This window comes from Paenibacillus rhizoplanae (assembly GCF_042684125.1).
In the GTDB taxonomy this organism is placed as follows: Bacteria; Bacillota; Bacilli; order Paenibacillales; family Paenibacillaceae; genus Paenibacillus_AQ; species Paenibacillus_AQ rhizoplanae.
In genome coordinates this window covers 28,623-44,040 of record NZ_JBHUKY010000011.1, presented here as the reverse complement: position 1 = coordinate 44,040, position 15,418 = coordinate 28,623, and the positions used below count along the sequence as shown (strand labels likewise).

General features: G+C 53.6%; 16 protein-coding genes. 2 read left to right on the top strand and 14 right to left on the bottom strand.

What is annotated here, in order from left to right:
* Window positions 1-26: 26 nt before the first annotated feature.
* From corA to ACFSX3_RS03800, 13 genes are all read right to left on the bottom strand, one after another.
* The gene (gene corA / locus ACFSX3_RS03860) at window positions 27-986 is read right to left on the bottom strand and encodes a magnesium/cobalt transporter CorA (protein ID WP_209992028.1); all 960 of its coding nucleotides are present in this window, start codon (window positions 984-986) and stop codon (window positions 27-29) included.
* Window positions 987-1,211: 225 nt separating this feature from the next.
* Window positions 1,212-2,114, bottom strand: a complete 903-nt coding sequence (locus ACFSX3_RS03855) for a response regulator (protein WP_209992029.1) — start codon at window positions 2,112-2,114, stop codon at window positions 1,212-1,214.
* 3 nt (window positions 2,115-2,117) lie between these two features.
* Window positions 2,118-3,407, bottom strand: a complete 1,290-nt coding sequence (locus tag ACFSX3_RS03850; RefSeq protein ID WP_209992030.1) for an ATP-binding protein — start codon at window positions 3,405-3,407, stop codon at window positions 2,118-2,120.
* An 88-nt stretch (window positions 3,408-3,495) separates the two neighbouring features.
* Window positions 3,496-4,146, bottom strand: coding sequence for an amino acid ABC transporter permease (locus tag ACFSX3_RS03845; protein WP_209992031.1), 651 nt, complete (start codon window positions 4,144-4,146; stop codon window positions 3,496-3,498).
* A 42-nt stretch (window positions 4,147-4,188) separates the two neighbouring features.
* Window positions 4,189-4,839 (bottom strand): amino acid ABC transporter permease, encoded by a 651-nt coding sequence (locus tag ACFSX3_RS03840; RefSeq protein ID WP_209992032.1) that lies wholly within the window; start codon window positions 4,837-4,839, stop codon window positions 4,189-4,191.
* A gap of 184 nt (window positions 4,840-5,023) precedes the next feature.
* Window positions 5,024-5,878, bottom strand: a complete 855-nt coding sequence (locus ACFSX3_RS03835) for a glutamate ABC transporter substrate-binding protein (protein WP_379258022.1) — start codon at window positions 5,876-5,878, stop codon at window positions 5,024-5,026.
* A gap of 33 nt (window positions 5,879-5,911) precedes the next feature.
* Window positions 5,912-6,640, bottom strand: a complete 729-nt coding sequence (locus tag ACFSX3_RS03830; RefSeq protein ID WP_209992033.1) for an amino acid ABC transporter ATP-binding protein — start codon at window positions 6,638-6,640, stop codon at window positions 5,912-5,914.
* 332 nt (window positions 6,641-6,972) lie between these two features.
* Window positions 6,973-7,962 carry an inorganic phosphate transporter gene (locus ACFSX3_RS03825; protein ID WP_209992034.1) on the bottom strand — a complete coding sequence of 330 codons (990 nt, stop codon included), beginning with the start codon at window positions 7,960-7,962 and terminating at the stop codon, window positions 6,973-6,975.
* 12 nt (window positions 7,963-7,974) lie between these two features.
* Window positions 7,975-8,592: a DUF47 domain-containing protein gene (locus ACFSX3_RS03820; RefSeq protein ID WP_209992035.1), complete on the bottom strand. Its 618-nt coding sequence runs from the start codon at window positions 8,590-8,592 to the stop codon at window positions 7,975-7,977.
* 205 nt (window positions 8,593-8,797) lie between these two features.
* Complete coding sequence (locus ACFSX3_RS03815; protein ID WP_379258025.1) at window positions 8,798-9,916, bottom strand: DUF3048 domain-containing protein; 1,119 nt, start codon at window positions 9,914-9,916, stop codon at window positions 8,798-8,800.
* Between the two features lie 169 nt (window positions 9,917-10,085).
* Window positions 10,086-10,862: a DODA-type extradiol aromatic ring-opening family dioxygenase gene (locus tag ACFSX3_RS03810; RefSeq protein WP_209992036.1), complete on the bottom strand. Its 777-nt coding sequence runs from the start codon at window positions 10,860-10,862 to the stop codon at window positions 10,086-10,088.
* 85 nt (window positions 10,863-10,947) lie between these two features.
* Window positions 10,948-11,778 carry an alpha/beta hydrolase family protein gene (locus ACFSX3_RS03805; RefSeq protein ID WP_209992037.1) on the bottom strand — a complete coding sequence of 277 codons (831 nt, stop codon included), beginning with the start codon at window positions 11,776-11,778 and terminating at the stop codon, window positions 10,948-10,950.
* A 203-nt stretch (window positions 11,779-11,981) separates the two neighbouring features.
* A complete protein-coding gene (locus ACFSX3_RS03800; RefSeq protein ID WP_209992038.1) occupies window positions 11,982-12,182 on the bottom strand; it encodes a hypothetical protein in 201 nt (66 codons plus the stop codon).
* 185 nt (window positions 12,183-12,367) lie between these two features.
* Here ACFSX3_RS03800 and ACFSX3_RS03795 point away from each other — a divergent pair, with 185 nt between their 5' ends.
* Together ACFSX3_RS03795 and ACFSX3_RS03790 are read left to right on the top strand one after the other, a co-directional pair.
* Window positions 12,368-13,030 carry a DUF1129 family protein gene (locus ACFSX3_RS03795; protein WP_209992039.1) on the top strand — a complete coding sequence of 221 codons (663 nt, stop codon included), beginning with the start codon at window positions 12,368-12,370 and terminating at the stop codon, window positions 13,028-13,030.
* 41 nt (window positions 13,031-13,071) lie between these two features.
* Entirely contained in the window at window positions 13,072-14,031 is a 960-nt protein-coding gene (locus ACFSX3_RS03790; RefSeq protein ID WP_209992040.1) for a hypothetical protein, read from the top strand.
* 80 nt (window positions 14,032-14,111) lie between these two features.
* On the opposite strand, the gene ilvA is transcribed toward ACFSX3_RS03790, so the two are convergent.
* On the bottom strand, window positions 14,112-15,374 hold the full coding sequence (ilvA, locus tag ACFSX3_RS03785; RefSeq protein WP_209992041.1) for a threonine ammonia-lyase IlvA: 1,263 nt from the start codon (window positions 15,372-15,374) through the stop codon (window positions 14,112-14,114).
* Window positions 15,375-15,418 lie beyond the last annotated feature (44 nt).

The following is a 15,418-nucleotide window of genomic DNA, read 5'->3' as shown; positions in this document are numbered from 1 at the left end:
GCGGCGGCGTTTAACGCGCTTTTCTTCTACTTAAACCAGCCGCTCCGCCGGAACCAGCCGAACATCCCGATTCCCAGCACCAGCATAAGCAGCAGCACCGTGAAATAGCTGTATTTCCATTCCAGCTCCGGCATCACCCTGAAGTTCATTCCATAGATTCCGGCGATCAGCGTCAGCGGCATGAATACCGTGGTAATCACCGTGAGTGTCTTCATAATGGAGTTCATCCGGTTGGAGTTGAGCGAGATATAGCTGTCACGCAGGTCGGCGGTCATTTCCCGGTCAACTTCAATCATGTCGGTCAGCTTCAGCAGATGATCGTAGATATCGCCGAAGTAGACCCGCTCCTCGCCGTTACTCTGCACATGCTGCGAATTGACAATCCGGTACATCAGATCACGCATCGGCACAATCGTCCGCCGCAGCTTCAGCAGCCTTCCGCGTACATTAAAGACCTGGCTCATCAGCTCTTCCACCGATTCGTTGCCGCCCTGGCTCTCCAGATCCGCGAGTTCATCCTCCAGCGTATACAGGGACGGGAAATACTTGTCGACCAGCTTGTCCATCACTGTGTAAGCAGCAGCCATCGGCCCGCCCGACCAGCCCTTGCGGCTGTGAATCTCAGCTTTGACCATCTGCCACGCTTCCTCCATCTCCGGCTTGTCCTGGTGATGGTAGGAGACGAGGTATTTTGTGCTTAGGAACAGGTCGATCTCTTCGGCCTCCAATGTCCTCTCATTCAGCGAATGCAGCACGAAGAACTGCACATCCTCGTAATAATCCAGCTTCGGCCGCTGCAAGACATGCATACAGTCTTCAATCGCCAGCGGGTGAAAATGAAAATACGTGTCCAGCCTCAAGGTTTCTTCCTCCGTCGGCATAGCGAAATCCGCCCAGATCCAGGCATAATCATCCAGCGCTATATCTTGTAGCGGCAGATCCGTCAGCACCTCACCCTGATGAGTTACCACAAGCGTTCGTATCATATATAAGTCCCCCGTAAGTCTGTTATCCGCATTGCAACTCTTCTGTTGCCTGACGCTCTCCTACCATTGTAACGCATCTTTCACCAAAAAAATAACCGCCAGTCCGCTGGGCAGCAGTTCCGGAGGTTTCTTGTGTCATCATGCTATCATTTTGGCTTCATTTCCCGCATTGCTATGCTTCCAGCCCCCGCAGTCATCCCGCTTCAGTTCCGGCATCCATCCCCTTCAGCGGCCCAAGCCCTCCAGCACCTCCAGATGCAGCACCTGCAGGAATTTCTTAATATTCACCTTCACCTTGCCGCTATCCCGGCCCTGTTCAATCTCCTTCATCTTCAGGCGCACCTCTTCAAAGTCGAAATACAGCGGCGCATAATGCTCGAACTTCGGATTGCCGTAATCCGTCAGACCGATGGACGCGAGACTTGTCAGACCCGCCGCCAGTGCGCGGCGCAGACGCTGTTCGATGGCCTTGACCTCTTTGGCGGCCTCCGCAGGCACCGGTCTGTATTTCGCAGCGGTCAGCTCATACAGCTCCTTCAGGGACGGAAGACTTCCGCTCTGCCCTTCCGCTACCGCCAGTTCCATGATTGTGATAATATCACGGCTGCCGTTCTCCGAGATCATGCCCATATTCATCAGAATCGGCTGAACAATCTCCTTGACGGTACGCTTGCCCGGTGGCAGCTGCGGCAGTCCGAACTGGAGACCCTCCAGCTTGCCCAGCGTCAGCTTGATCTCATCCAGATAACGGCCCATGGCGTAACGTTCATTCACTTTATATAGAACAGATTCGACTTCAATCTTGTTGATCGGCTTGCGGATGAAGAATTCAATTCCGCTCTTGTAGGCGCGGCTGACCATATCCCCGTTCTCAATCTGCGAGATCATTACGAATTTGGAGCGGCAGCCCTGTGCCTGAAGAGAGAGGATGGTCTCAATCCCGTCCTGGTCCGGCATCAGGAGATCCATCAGCACAATGTCCGGGGTCTCACTCAGGATCAGGGCTATCCCCTCCTGCCCGCTCTCTGCAGTACCAGTCACCTCACCAAGCCCGCTGTCCTCAATAATATGCTGCAGCATTCTTCTCGCCGACGCGTCGTCATCTACAATACAGAATGATAGCGGCATCCTCTATTCCTCCTTCCGCAGCTTCACGCTCGGCACCATAATCTGGAACATCGCTCCTCCGGTAGGCGATACCGGCTGAACCGTAATACTTCCCTCGAACATATTCACTATATCCCGTACATGAGAGAGCCCGATCCCTGTGGCTGCGATGCCCTCTTCATCGAATTTCGTGGTGAAGCCTGGCTCGAACAGCAGGTCAAGGTCACGCTTCCCGATGCCTGTCCCGCTATCGGTCACTGTCAGAATAGTCATGCCGTCCTGCTCATAAGCGTTCAGATGGATGCTGCCTGTTCCTTGGATGACTTCCACCGCATTGGCGGTGAGATTATTAAGCAGGGTCAATAGAGGAATGTAACTGTCGGTTGTGTAATCGGAGGTGATGTGAGAATGGAACTTAATCTCTTTGCCCAGCATTTCCGCATATTTGGCATTGCTCTTGACCGCGAACTGCAGAATGCCTGACAACGGCATGTCCCCGTTCACCTCGCGCTCCACCAGCTTCACCAGCCCCGCCAGAATCCGCTGCGAATCCTTCTTCACCTCATGGAGCTGCTGGGTGATGTCCAGCACCTGCCGGCTGTAACGCCCCGTGCCTGCTCCGTCCTTCAGCTTGCTGTACAGCTCGAAGCTGTTCAGCGTTACCAGCTCCAGGGTACCTATGGACTTCTTCAAATAGAACACTTCCCCGTACAGGCCGGAGCCGAATCCGAGCATCTGCTGGGTCCGCTCATACTGCTCCCGCTCCCGGATACGCAGCTGGCTGACAGCGATACTGCTATATACCCCGGTGGTGAAATACGTACGCAAGACAGCAATCGCCATCAGGTACGTCCACTCGTTCAGCCGGAAGGTAGCCGAATCCAGCACAATCAGCCGGGTCAGCAGCTCCATTTCATTCGACAGGAGATCGATCAGCGCGGCAACGGCGCCCAGCACCAGCGGATGGAAGGTATCAATCTGACTCTTGATGACATGCATCAGTGCGCCGAACATCATGTAATAGATCATTGCCGAGAAGTGGCTGCTAAGGCTCTGCTCCACCGTCAGTCCGCTTCCCTCCACCATATCCATGGCAGTCCGGAACAGCAGCACGACCAGCCCGGTAGCACAGCCTGTGAGGATATACGGCAGTTGCCTCATTAACAGCAGGAAGAGTAGAAAAGCGCTGCTGCCCATGGCAATCCGGAAGATATCTCCGTCAAACGGGTTGATCTTGAATTCTCCGGCTACCGCAGTAACGGCGGCTACCAGCAGAATCTGTACCGCCTTCATGCTCAGAATCGATTGTCCCATCGCCACTGCTCCTGCCTAGAGAGGTTGACAACTATAGTATCATAGCCGCACTGGATTGAATATGGCTTAATCCTCATTCGGCTAAGGGTTATACTGCCCTCTGCTCAAGCCTTCTGGACAACAGCGACAGCAGGTAATTGACGACAAAATAAATCAGGGCAACCAGCGCCAGCGTAGGGATGGCATATCTATAGCTGTGACCGATGACAATGTTGGCATTATGCATCAGCTCCGGCAGGGAAATGACAACGGCGAGCGAAGTATCCTTCAGCAGGGAGATGAACTGGCTGACCAGTGGCGGAACCATCCGCCGCAGCCCCTGGGGAAGTACGATATGCCATAAGGTCTGTACATTGCTGAGACCGGAGGAACGCGCCGCCTCAATTTGCCCCTTGTCGATTGACGTTAACCCGCCGCGGACAATCTCGGCAATCATCGCCGCCTCGAAGATAGTTAGTGCTGCAATGGCCGCAGTAATCAGTCCGAGCTTAATTCCGACCTCCGGCAAGGCGAAGCGGATGAAAAAGATGATCAGCAGCAGCGGCAGATTACGGATCAGCTCCACCAGGTAGAACATGACCGGAGACAGCACCGGCACCTCCGAGTAGCGGATGACGCCAATAATACAGCCGATCAGAAAGCTTAGGAAGATCGATACAGAAGCAACGATCAGCGTCACATACAATCCGTCCAGCAGAAACTTCAGATTATCGGCGGAGTATGCACCTATGAAATCCATAATATCCCTCCTTTAGCTTCAGATGTCCTTGTATGATGCTTCTTAATATTTGCGCTGCAGTCTGCGCTCCCAGATCCGCACGCCATAGCTGAGCGGAAGAGTAAGCACGAGATAGAATACCGCTACGAAAATGTAGGTGTCGAAGGTCCGGTAAGTCTCTGTAGAGATCCCGTCCGCGAAGTACATCAGATCAAGACCGGCCACCAGAGTCAGTACCGAAGAGTTCTTAATCAGGTTAATGAACTGGTTGCCGAGCGGCGGAATCACCAGCTTGATCGCCTGCGGCAGAATGATATGCAGCATGGTCTGTATGTAGCTGAGACCGGAGGAACGTGCCGCCTCCATCTGTCCCTTGGGAACGGCCATAATTCCGGCACGGATCGCTTCGGCGATGAAGGCCGAGGTATATACGGCGAGTCCGATCGTTCCTGCCTTGAAGCCGTCCAGCGTGAAGCCCAGAGCGGAAGGCCCGTAATAGAAAATATACACGACCAGCAGCAGCGGGATGTTGCGGATGAACTCCACATACACCGCGCCGAACCAGCGTAGTCCCTTGACTGAAGTAATGCGGAAGACGGCAACAACCGCGCCGATCAGGAAGCTGCCGATGAGGGCCAGCACACTGGACAGCAGTGTACCGTAGAAGCCTTCCATATACAGTCCGAAGTATTTCGTTAATATTGAGAAATCCATCAATGTTCACCTGCCTTTACCTATAGATGAGTCCGGTCCTGCCCGGCATGACAGCCGTTCCTACAAACAAGTAGAAACGGCGTTGCCGTCCTTAGACAAGGCGTTACCGTTTCTACGAGAAATTCGTGTGAAACCGATTTATTCGTTCTTACCTTGTATGCAGCAAGCCCTTGCTTGGAACAGCTTATTTGGCCGGAGCTTTACCAATCCACTTCGAATAGATGGCATCATACTCCCCATTTGCTTTCAGTTCAGCCAGTGTATCATTAATCGCCTTAACTACATCGGCGTTGCCTTTCTGGACCGCAATGCCGTAAGGCTCATCGGTGAATGGCTTCCCTACTACCTCAAATCCGGGGTCCTGTGAGGCCATCCCGTACAGAATCGCATCATCCGTAGTGAGCGCATCGCCCTGACCCGCCTTGAGCGCGCTGAAGGCATCCTGGTAGTTATCGAATTCAAGCACGGTTACGCCCGGCACCTTCTCTTTGATATTCTTGATCGAGGTTGCCCCCTTGGAGCCGAGGACCTTCGTATCTTTGGTAACACTCTCCAGACCTGTAATCGGGCTGCCCTTCTTCACCAGCAGGGACTGACCGGCCTGGAAATAGACGTCGGAGAAATCTACTTCCTTCTTGCGGTCTTCCGTAATGGTCATGGTAGCCACCACCATATCGATCTCGCCGTTATTCAGCATCGGAATACGCGTCTTGGAGGTGACCTCCTTCAGCTCGATGGCATTCTCGTCACCGAGAATTTTTTTGGCGATGGCCTTGGAAATATCGATGTCGAAGCCTTCCACGTTGCCGGAGGCGGGGTCCTTCAGACCGAACAGACGGGTATCGAACTTCACGCCGACGAGCAGCTTGCCGCGCTCCTTGATCTTGGCAATGGCCTCAGAGTCAGCAGCTGCCCCTCCGCCTGCATTGCCGCCTGCCGCAGGTTCATTTTTGCCCTTGTTGTTGCCGCACCCGGCAATGACCAGCATGGCCGCAATCGTCAGCACACTTAACACCTTGAAGCTCTTGGACATTTTCATTTCGTTTCCTCCCCGGATTCCTATATTTTTAGTTTAATGGCTTAATACACGGCTGAGAAAAGTTCGCGTCCGCTCTTCCTTCGGGCTGGCGAAGAAGGCTTCCGGCTCCGCCTCTTCCACGATCTGTCCCTGATCCATGAAGATGACCCGGTCCGCCACCTCGCGGGCAAAGCCCATCTCATGGGTCACCACGACCATCGTCATGCCCTCGCGGGCTAGAGCACGCATGACATCGAGCACCTCCCCGACCATCTCCGGGTCCAGTGCCGAGGTCGGCTCGTCAAACAGCATAATCTTCGGCTTCATCGCTAGCCCCCGGGCAATCGCCACCCGCTGCTGCTGTCCGCCGGATAGCTGGGAAGGATAGGACTGCGCCTTGTCGGCAATGCCGACCTTCTCCAGATAATACATTGCGGTCTTCTCCGCTTCCGCTTTGCTTAAGCCCAGCACCTTCACCGGAGCCAGCGTGATATTATCAATTACCTTTTTGTGCGGGTACAGGTTGAAGTGCTGGAAGACCATTCCAATCTCTTTGCGCAGGGTATTGATATCTGTCTTGCGTTCGTTTACAGTTATACCGTCCACGGTTAATCCGCCGCTCGTGATCGTCTCCAGACGGTTAATGCAGCGCAGCATCGTGCTCTTGCCGGAGCCGGAAGGACCGACTACAACAACTACTTCCCCTTCCTGAACATGCATGTCAATGCCCTTCAGTACATGGAATTGTCCGTAATGTTTGTCTACCTGATGAAAGTCGATCAACGGCTTGGCCTCCTTTGTCTAATCGGATGTTTGTCAGCAATGGTAACACTTAAAACAAACCTTACTTCAGAGACTACCAAATCCTACATAATACTACGCAAAATTCATTTACTATATGTTATTTTCTTTTAGTCATGTTATGTATTTCATTTTCTTCGAACGCCTATTAACTTTTTTTATCGAGTTGTTGTGACTTTTTGTGACATTTCTCGCTTGAAAAATCAAAGAACCCACTCTTAGGCCGAGGCTTACCGCTGAACGCAAAAAAAGATGTCCTAAAGCCATTCGTGGCTTCTGCGACATCTTGTCCAGGCAATCTATTCTGTTCCCATCTAGAAGAAGAGCTTGAAGATCACTCCCGCCAGCAAGGCGCTGATCGGAATGGTAATGAACCAGGTAACCACGATCCGTCCGGCCACTCCCCATTTGACAGCGGAGAAGCGCTTGGCTGAACCTACACCCAGTATGGATGAAGTAATAGCATGTGTCGTACTTACCGGCAGATGCAGCAGCGTGGCTGTGAAAATAACAGAGGCCGCCGAAATATCCGCCGCGAAGCCGTTAATCGGCTCGATTTTGAAAATCTTCGTGCCCATCGTCTTAATAATCTTCCAGCCGCCGATAGACGTTCCGAGCGCCATCGATGTAGCGGCTGCGATCTTAACCCAGAGCGGAACATGCATGGTATCCAGCCGTCCTGAGGTTACAAGCGCAAAGGTGATAATCCCCATAGCCTTTTGGGCATCATTCGTACCATGCGTGAAGGATTGCAAGGCTGCCGTAATCACCTGCATGGATCTGAATCCTTTATTGACCGTATGCGGACTATGCTTCGCGAAGATCCATTTCAGGATCATCATGACGATATAACCAATAACAAACGCAATGAGCGGGGAGAAGATCAGCCCCTCCACAATCTCAATGAAGCCGTGCCATTTAACGTTCTCTGAACCTGCACCTACATATACCGCACCGGCCAAAGCTCCGATAAGCGCATGAGAGGATGAGGATGGAATTCCCAGCCACCAGGTTAACAGATTCCAGATAATCGCTGCGATAAGCGTCGCAATAAGAATATCTATCCCGTTATCCAGGGTTGCCGGATCGGCAATGCTGCCGCCGATTTTCTTCGCAACGCCTTCAAACATCAGCGCTCCGATAAAGTTCATGCTTGCAGCCAGCATGATGGCTGTACGCGGCTTCAGCGCACGTGTTGAGACAGAGGTAGCAATGGCATTGGCAGTATCATGGAACCCGTTGATGAAGTCGAACGCCAGTGCAAGAAATATAACAAATCCTAATATATATATAGATGTATCCATATTTGAGGCCCCTTATGAGTTACGCATGATGATCGATTCCAGCATGTTGGCTACGTCTTCACATTTGTCTGTGGTGGTCTCAAGCCGCTCATACAATTCTTTGCGCTTAATCAGCTCAATCGGGTCTTTCACAGTCTCGAACAGGACCTTGGTGCAGATACGCAGGACCTCGTCGCCCTGGTTCTCCAGATCATTCAGGCGGATGGTGTATTCCCGGATCGCCAGAAGCTTCTTCTGGGAGAGCAAATGAACCGCCTTCTGGATCTCATACGCACACTGGCGGAGAATCTCAGCGAATTGAATAATATACTCATCCGCATCCAGCAGGTTATACATATAGAAACGCGAAGCAGAGGCCTCCAGACCATCAATAACATCGTCCATGCTGGTGATCAGATCCATGATGTCGTCACGCTCCAGCGGCGTAATGAACGTTTTGTTGAGTTCCTTGATGACAGTGTGCGTGTACGTATCGCATTGGGATTCGTATTTCTTCATCACCCCGGCGAAGTTCTCCACATTGCCCTCTAGAGTCGAGATATTCTGAGCGAAATAATCGGCCGCTTGAACAATGGTGTCAGCCATGTTTTCCAGCGTCTCAAAGAATATATCCTTTTTTCTAAACTTCATTAGCCTTAAACCCCTTTACATAAAATTGCCGTGAAAAATGCAGCCACCCATATGTAAACAGCATGAAAATGAATGACAACCCTTGTTATCTTAACATAACAACAGAAGGGATAGAAGACAAAAAACCGAACTTTTTTACACTATAATAACAATTCCCTGTAACTTGCGAAAATAGTCATCCGAACATTCAATTCCCCGGCCGGACTCAGCGGGACGCTGGCGCCAGCGTATATTCGACATGACTGCTGAACGAAGGGCTGTTCGGCACGATCAGAATATGTGTCAATCCCGGGAACATCAGCGCCTCCTTACCGTCCTTCTTCACGAACCGGATGATGTCTCCGGGGCTGCGCGACCATTTGCCCTTAATAGAGACGCCGCGCTGTAACAGCACCGCTTCGCCTCCCAGCTCCGTATCCACCTGAAGTCTGCCGATATCATCAAGCACCTTATGGTCCGAACCCATCACGATGATGTTCGCCGCTTCCACCGGACGGTTATTATTCAGATCCAGATGCGGCTTGCCGTTCACCCAGCGGGCATACGTGCGCTGCTCAGCGTTATATTTGTACCCGACATTATAGCTCTTCAGCAGGAAGTTGACACTCAGTTCCAGCGCCGGGGTGCCCTCCACCGGGATGTAATCCGGATCATTGAAAAGAAAACCGGGCACCTTCACGCTCTCTGCATAGCCCAGCTTCGCTGCACCCTCCCGCAGCTTAGCGGCATTGCTGTATAGATTATGCGGCGCCTTGCGTTCCTTGTCCCGCCAGAAGTAAGCTCCCGCACGGCCGATCTCGTCCATATCCGCCTTCTTCTGCCGCTGCAGAATGGCATAAGCGTCCGGACTGCCTCCGGCATGGACCGTTACTCCGCCGTAGCTCTCGCCGATATCCAGCAGATACGGGCGGATACTGCGGATCGGCCCGATCTTCACTACTCCGGCATGACTCTGAAAGATACCGATCAGCCGGGTAATCCCGCCTTCAGCCAGCACCTCATACAGAATATCCGCCTCGCTGATCCCGGACTGCGGCCGGGCCGCCGGGGCATTATTGATCATGACCGCAAGCGGCCGGGGCAGGCTTCCCTCCTCAGCTGCCAGGCCCGTTAAGCCGGAGACCACTCCGGCAGCAGGCGCAGGGGTCGGTGTCTGCTCCGCTGCCTCTGTCGGCAACGGTTCCAAGGTTGGTGCTGCTGTAGGTGCAGACGTCGGTACAGGCACAGGGCTGGCCTGCTCGTTACTACAGGCAGAGAGCAGCGCAGCAGCAAGGACCAGAGCATATACAGGACGGGATACATAACGGTTCATCGGTATAGACACGTTGTTCCTCCTAATCGTAAGTTACAGCTTGCTTCTCTCGATGCTCTTCTATGAAACTCGCTTCCTTCATTTAATCATAGCTGGCAGAGTTTGTCTTGAGTCAAGTGGAAACGGCAGCAGAAAAAGGGTACAGCCCATATAGCAGCTGTACCCTCTATTCATTCTTATATTAGTCAAGCATCCAGCAGTTCAAGCTGAGCGTACCGTATTGGTAGGCCTGAATCATTAGCTGTGCCTGTCTACCTTCATCGGCTGCACCCATTACGTAGAAAAGCGGGATGAAATGTTCCTTACCATAGGTAGGTACGGCTTCCCTGACATGCGGTGCTTGCTTCTCATAGGCATACAGGGACGGAAGATCCCAAGCCTCAAGCCGCTCTGCAATCCACCCGTCGAAGTCAAGCGCCCATTGCTCCGGCTGATCCTTCTGCTTCAGCAATCTGAGGTTGTGAACCAGGCCGCCGCTGCCGATCAGGAGGATGCCTTCGTCGCGCAGCGGAGCAAGCATCCGTCCGATGCTATACTGCTCCTCAGGCGAGCGGAGCGAATCCACGGATAAGGCCACGACCGGGATATCCGCCTGCGGGAACATTTTGCTCAGGATGACCCAGGCGCCATGATCCAGCCCCCGGCTGAGCACTGGCTGATGGGGCAGATTATGGTCCTTGAACAGTTCCGAAATACGGCTGCTGAGTGCGGGATCACCTGGAGCAGGATAATTCAGCTGATACATCTCTTCCGGGAATCCGTAGAAATCATGCTGCGTTTCATGTTGTGCGTCCACTGTAATCAGCTGCTCGGGACTGTCCCAATGGGCTGAGAAGATCACAATGCCGCGGGGCTTCCCCAGATCAGAACCCAGCCGCTGCAGGAAACGCGTATAGTCGTTATCCTCAAGAACCAGCAACGGGGAGCCGTGCGCAATAAAAAAGGCCGGTAATTTCATAGGATGGGAGCCTCCATTTCCAAGTCATGGTCTGCCCCTTTATTTTACAGCTTATTCCCAGTCATTGCGAGTGCGTTTACCGCTCCTATATCATCCAGTTCTGCCATTCCTCCTGTAGATGCTCCTGCTGGTTCATCCAATCCCGGGTGCGCTTCAGCACCTGCTCCTGGGCCGGACCCGAAGAGAAGGTATGATCGCCCTGGAAAATAATCTCCTTGTCGCACCGTCCTTCCGGACGGGTCCAGAACAGCTTCTGGTAGAGGAACGCATAGTCTACAGGGATCACATCATCGGAGGTTCCGTGGATGACCAGCACATCGCCGCTGAATTTCCCCGCCTCCTGGAACGGCTGGAAGGCGGCCAGGGAATTAAAGTATACCGGAGTGAACGAATAGCCGGCATAATCGGCTACTCCGCTCTTCACCGACCGGTCAAAGGCTTCTCTTCCGACAATCTTGACGATATCATTGAAGGGATAGCCGACGGCTGACCAGAGTACCAGGTTCTTCACCCGCCGGTCACGGACACCGGTCAGCAGCGCCACCGCGCCGCCCAGACTATGGCCGATTAGCGTTACACGCTGCGGGTCCACATCTGCTGAGCTGATGCCGTAATCCAGCACTGCCCGGGTCTGCCCGATCATCGACTCCATATCCTCGCTGCCGTAATTGCCGCTGCTCTCCCCGCAGCCCGCATAATCGAAGCGGATCACCATATAGCCATCCTGCGCCAGCTCACGGGCTGCCTTGACGAAGATCCGGTCGACACCGATCCGGCTGCCCACGAAGCCGTGGCAGATCACGGCAAGCGGCACCCGGTTCTTGCATCGTCCTGTCCCTGCCCGGTCTGCGGCCGGGTAGTGTATGCTCGCTGTCAATTCCTCTCCGTTATGCCGGATGATGATATTCCGTTCCATTGCGGCGTCCTCCCCTGAAATGCTGATTTATTTTAAATTATAATAATTCCGATTAATTTAGTATGATTTATGTCTCTATTATAATATCTGCGCTAATTTCTTGTCAATAAGCATGTAGCCCGCCGATTCATTCAGCCCGATTATAGAAAAGGCCCCTTCCACTCCCGTAGGAGCAAAAGAGGCCCTGTCCGCTTAGGCATCACTCAGTCATAGCTGTCGTGGAACATATCGTGCGTCTCCTGCCGGCCTTCCCAATCCTCGAGCCCGTTCTCCTGGCCCTGCCCCGCAGCATCCCATAGGCTGAAGCCGTCAGAATTACCCCAGTCCCCCACATCATTAGTTGGTGCAGGCGCGGTGCCGTCGTTCACAGCCTTGCCGGGTTCCTGCTTGTACTCCTGTTCCATAACGCTCCCTGCCTTCCCTCTAGCTATAGTTGGTGAAGCCACCACCTCTTCAGTGTTTACTCTTCCAAAAGGATTATTCAGACCCTCGTGAACGAACGTTGTCCTTGCACACGGCTGGTACACAAACGTATACTCTAGGTTGAAGGTATCCTGATCACTCAATGCTGGAGGTATAGGTTCACACTATGAAAGTCAAAGCTATGATTAAGCAGAACAACCTGCTGCGGGAGCAGATGACGCCGTCTAACCGCTCTTATTTCGAAGATATGATTCTGGCGATGCGCGCCAGTTCAGTAGATGCTGTACGTGCAGAGGAGCTGCTGCTTGAGGCGGCTGAGCTGCTGCTGAAGGGACAAGCCAAGGGCAAGCATGCCAAGCAGGTTTTTGGCGAGAAGCCTGGTGATTATTTCAAAGCGGTGATGGATAGCGCCCCCAGGCGCACTCCGCGCAGCCGGCTGAAGAATTCCCTGTTGATCTCCTGGTCCGCTCTGACCCTGCTGTTCGGGACGATGGGCATTGCCGGCCTGATTGCGCAGTGGAGCGGCGGCCCGCAGGAAATCTTCGGCCAGCTCAGTATATTCACGCTGGTTGTCGTCGGCGCAGGCTCCATCCTGCTGGTTGAACTGATTATGAAATGGATGACCTCCTTGTCGGAGGACGACAGTCCGAAGCCCAAGACCTTCGACATCAAGGGTCTGGGCATCTACATCGGAATTGCCGTGGTTGCGGTATTCGCCGGTATATTCCTGGACAATCTGTTTCCGGTAATCAGGGTCTCGCCCTGGGTCAGTCTGGCTCTGGCGGCTGCCGGAGGCTTGGGGCTGAAATTGATATTCTTCCCATCTTAGAGGCTGTATCCCATATCTATTCCACACAGGAGGAGACTTGAATGAAAAAGCATGTCGTTCTATCCGCCGCAATCGCCCTGCTCATGGGGCTTCAGGCAGGCCTATCCGCCCCGGCCGGTGCCGCAGGCAGCGCAAGCAGCCGGACAGGCACTTCCGGAGCAGCTGCAGGCGCTAAGACTGCCGGAAGCGGAGCCGCCGCCCTCAGCCATGCGGAAGCGGTCTACAAGGGCGCGCTCCCGCTGCTGTCCAGCGGCAACCTTCCGGGAGCCATTGCTTACATGAAGACGAAGCTGTATGCGGTCACTCCCTATCAGGCGACAGTGCTGACCCTGAAGCTCGAGAACCTGCATAAGGCTCTCCTCCCCTCCTGGGAGAAGAAGTTCAGCAGCAGCGATGTCCAGCGGAAGCTCCTCACCGTCTATAGAGGGGGAGTCAGCATGGCCAAGCTGGCCGAGAGTACGGAGAACGCTGCCCTGCGCGCCCTGCTGCAAAGTGCGGGAGAGAGCGGGTACAAGCTGGATACCGCCGAGGGCACCTTTTACCCGGTGATTGATTATGCGGCTTACAGCCAATATAAGCCTTATGTAACGGAGGATATCAGCAGCTATATTTCCATTATGGCAGCCGAATCGGATCTGCCTCCTTCCAAGGATAACGGGCTGATCATTGCCTGGGGCGAGGTAGCCGACCGTGCGCTAACCCAGGAGCAATTCATCCAGACCTATCCCAAATCCAACCGGGTCCAGGCCGTCAAGAAGCTGTATACCCAGTATGCTGTGAACACCTTCTACGGCCAGAACAACACCCCTCTCTTCCATTACGATAATTCGGAGATGGATCTGGAGGCGCAGAAGGCCTACACCAGCATCCTGGCTAAGAACAGCAGTACCAGCGCCTTCCTGCAAAAGCTTGACGGCTTCATGAAGCTGATGAAGAGTAACGGCTACCTGCTGGACGATGCGGCTGAGCAGTATCTGAAGACTGAAGTGCCTCAGCTGTAGGCGGTTTAACTACATCCCGTATACAAAAAGCAGCCCCATCCGCAATCACGCCGGACGGGGCTGCTTCTTATTAGACCAGATTAGATCAGCATACTGAACAGATTAACATCCTTGTTGATCTCTACGTAATCGACGCCCTTCTGCTTCATCCGCTCAATCAGCGGGGCGTAGGCATCGGTAGACATCAGCTCAATGCCGACCAGTGCCGGGCCGTTCTCCTTCTCATTCTTCTTCGTGTACTCGAACCGGGTAATGTCATCGTCCGGTCCGACCACCTCGGTCAGGAACTCGCGCAGAGCACCCGCGCGCTGCGGGAAGTTGACCATGAAGTAATGCTTAAGACCTTCGTAGATCAGGGAACGCTCCTTGATCTCCTGCATCCGGTCAATATCGTTGTTGCCGCCGCTGACGATGCAGACCACGCTTTTGCCGCGGATCTGATCACGGTACATATCCAGTGCAGCAATGGGAAGGGAACCGGCAGGCTCCACCACAATGGCGTTCTCGTTATACAGCTCCAGAATAGTGGTACACGCCTTGCCCTCCGGTACCTTCACCACATCATCCAGAAGCTTCGAGCAGATATCGAAGGTCAGGCCGCCGACACGCTTCACCGCCGCGCCGTCCACGAACTTGTTGATCTCCTTCAAAGTGATTACCTCACCGCTCTGGATGGCCTCACTCATTGAAGCAGCGCCGCTAGGCTCCACACCGATCACCTTGGTTGCCGGGCTCACCGTCTTGATATAGGTGGCTACACCGGCTGCCAGCCCGCCGCCGCCGATGGTGACGAACACGAAGTCCGCAGGCTTGTCCAGGTTCTCCATCACCTCCATGGCAATGGTACCGTTGCCGGCAATAATACGCGGCTCATCGAACGGGTGAATCAGAGTCATGCTATAGTCAATGCAAGCCTGCAGCGCTTCATCATAAGCATCATCGAAGGTATCCCCCTTCAGAATCACCTCAACGAATTCGCCGCCAAAGCGCCGGACCTGCTTAATCTTCTGATTAGGGGTAGTGCTCGGCATGAATATCTTGCCTTTGATACCGAGTGCCTTGCAGGAATAAGCCACGCCCTGGGCATGATTGCCCGCGCTGGCGCAGACGATGCCCTTGGCTCTGTCCTCATCAGACAGACTGCGGATCATATTATAGGCCCCCCGGATTTTGAAGGAGCGTACAATCTGCAGATCCTCGCGTTTCAAGTACACATTACAGCCGTATTTGGCCGACAATACCGCATCCAGCTGGAGCGGCGTACGGACGATAACCTCCCGCAGCACATGGTGTGCGCGTACAATATCTTCCATTCCTACGATCCGGTTTTCGCCTTCTCTCATGTTTTTCCCGCCTCACTGTCTCTTTCTTATCGTTTCGCTTCTTG

Coding starts and splice junctions, on each gene's coding strand:
- ACFSX3_RS03790 (WP_209992040.1), top strand. CDS start 13,072: ATGAAAAAGCATGTCGTTCTATCCGCCGCAATCGCCCTGCTCATGGGG.
- ACFSX3_RS03795 (WP_209992039.1), top strand. CDS start 12,368: ATGAAAGTCAAAGCTATGATTAAGCAGAACAACCTGCTGCGGGAGCAG.
- ACFSX3_RS03820 (WP_209992035.1), bottom strand. CDS start 8,592: ATGAAGTTTAGAAAAAAGGATATATTCTTTGAGACGCTGGAAAACATG.
- ACFSX3_RS03810 (WP_209992036.1), bottom strand. CDS start 10,862: ATGAAATTACCGGCCTTTTTTATTGCGCACGGCTCCCCGTTGCTGGTT.
- ACFSX3_RS03845 (WP_209992031.1), bottom strand. CDS start 4,146: ATGGATTTCATAGGTGCATACTCCGCCGATAATCTGAAGTTTCTGCTG.
- ilvA (WP_209992041.1), bottom strand. CDS start 15,374: ATGAGAGAAGGCGAAAACCGGATCGTAGGAATGGAAGATATTGTACGC.
- ACFSX3_RS03835 (WP_379258022.1), bottom strand. CDS start 5,878: ATGAAAATGTCCAAGAGCTTCAAGGTGTTAAGTGTGCTGACGATTGCG.
- ACFSX3_RS03855 (WP_209992029.1), bottom strand. CDS start 2,114: ATGCCGCTATCATTCTGTATTGTAGATGACGACGCGTCGGCGAGAAGA.
- ACFSX3_RS03800 (WP_209992038.1), bottom strand. CDS start 12,182: ATGGAACAGGAGTACAAGCAGGAACCCGGCAAGGCTGTGAACGACGGC.
- ACFSX3_RS03825 (WP_209992034.1), bottom strand. CDS start 7,962: ATGGATACATCTATATATATATTAGGATTTGTTATATTTCTTGCACTG.
- ACFSX3_RS03805 (WP_209992037.1), bottom strand. CDS start 11,778: ATGGAACGGAATATCATCATCCGGCATAACGGAGAGGAATTGACAGCG.
- corA (WP_209992028.1), bottom strand. CDS start 986: ATGATACGAACGCTTGTGGTAACTCATCAGGGTGAGGTGCTGACGGAT.
- ACFSX3_RS03850 (WP_209992030.1), bottom strand. CDS start 3,407: ATGGGACAATCGATTCTGAGCATGAAGGCGGTACAGATTCTGCTGGTA.
- ACFSX3_RS03840 (WP_209992032.1), bottom strand. CDS start 4,839: ATGGATTTCTCAATATTAACGAAATACTTCGGACTGTATATGGAAGGC.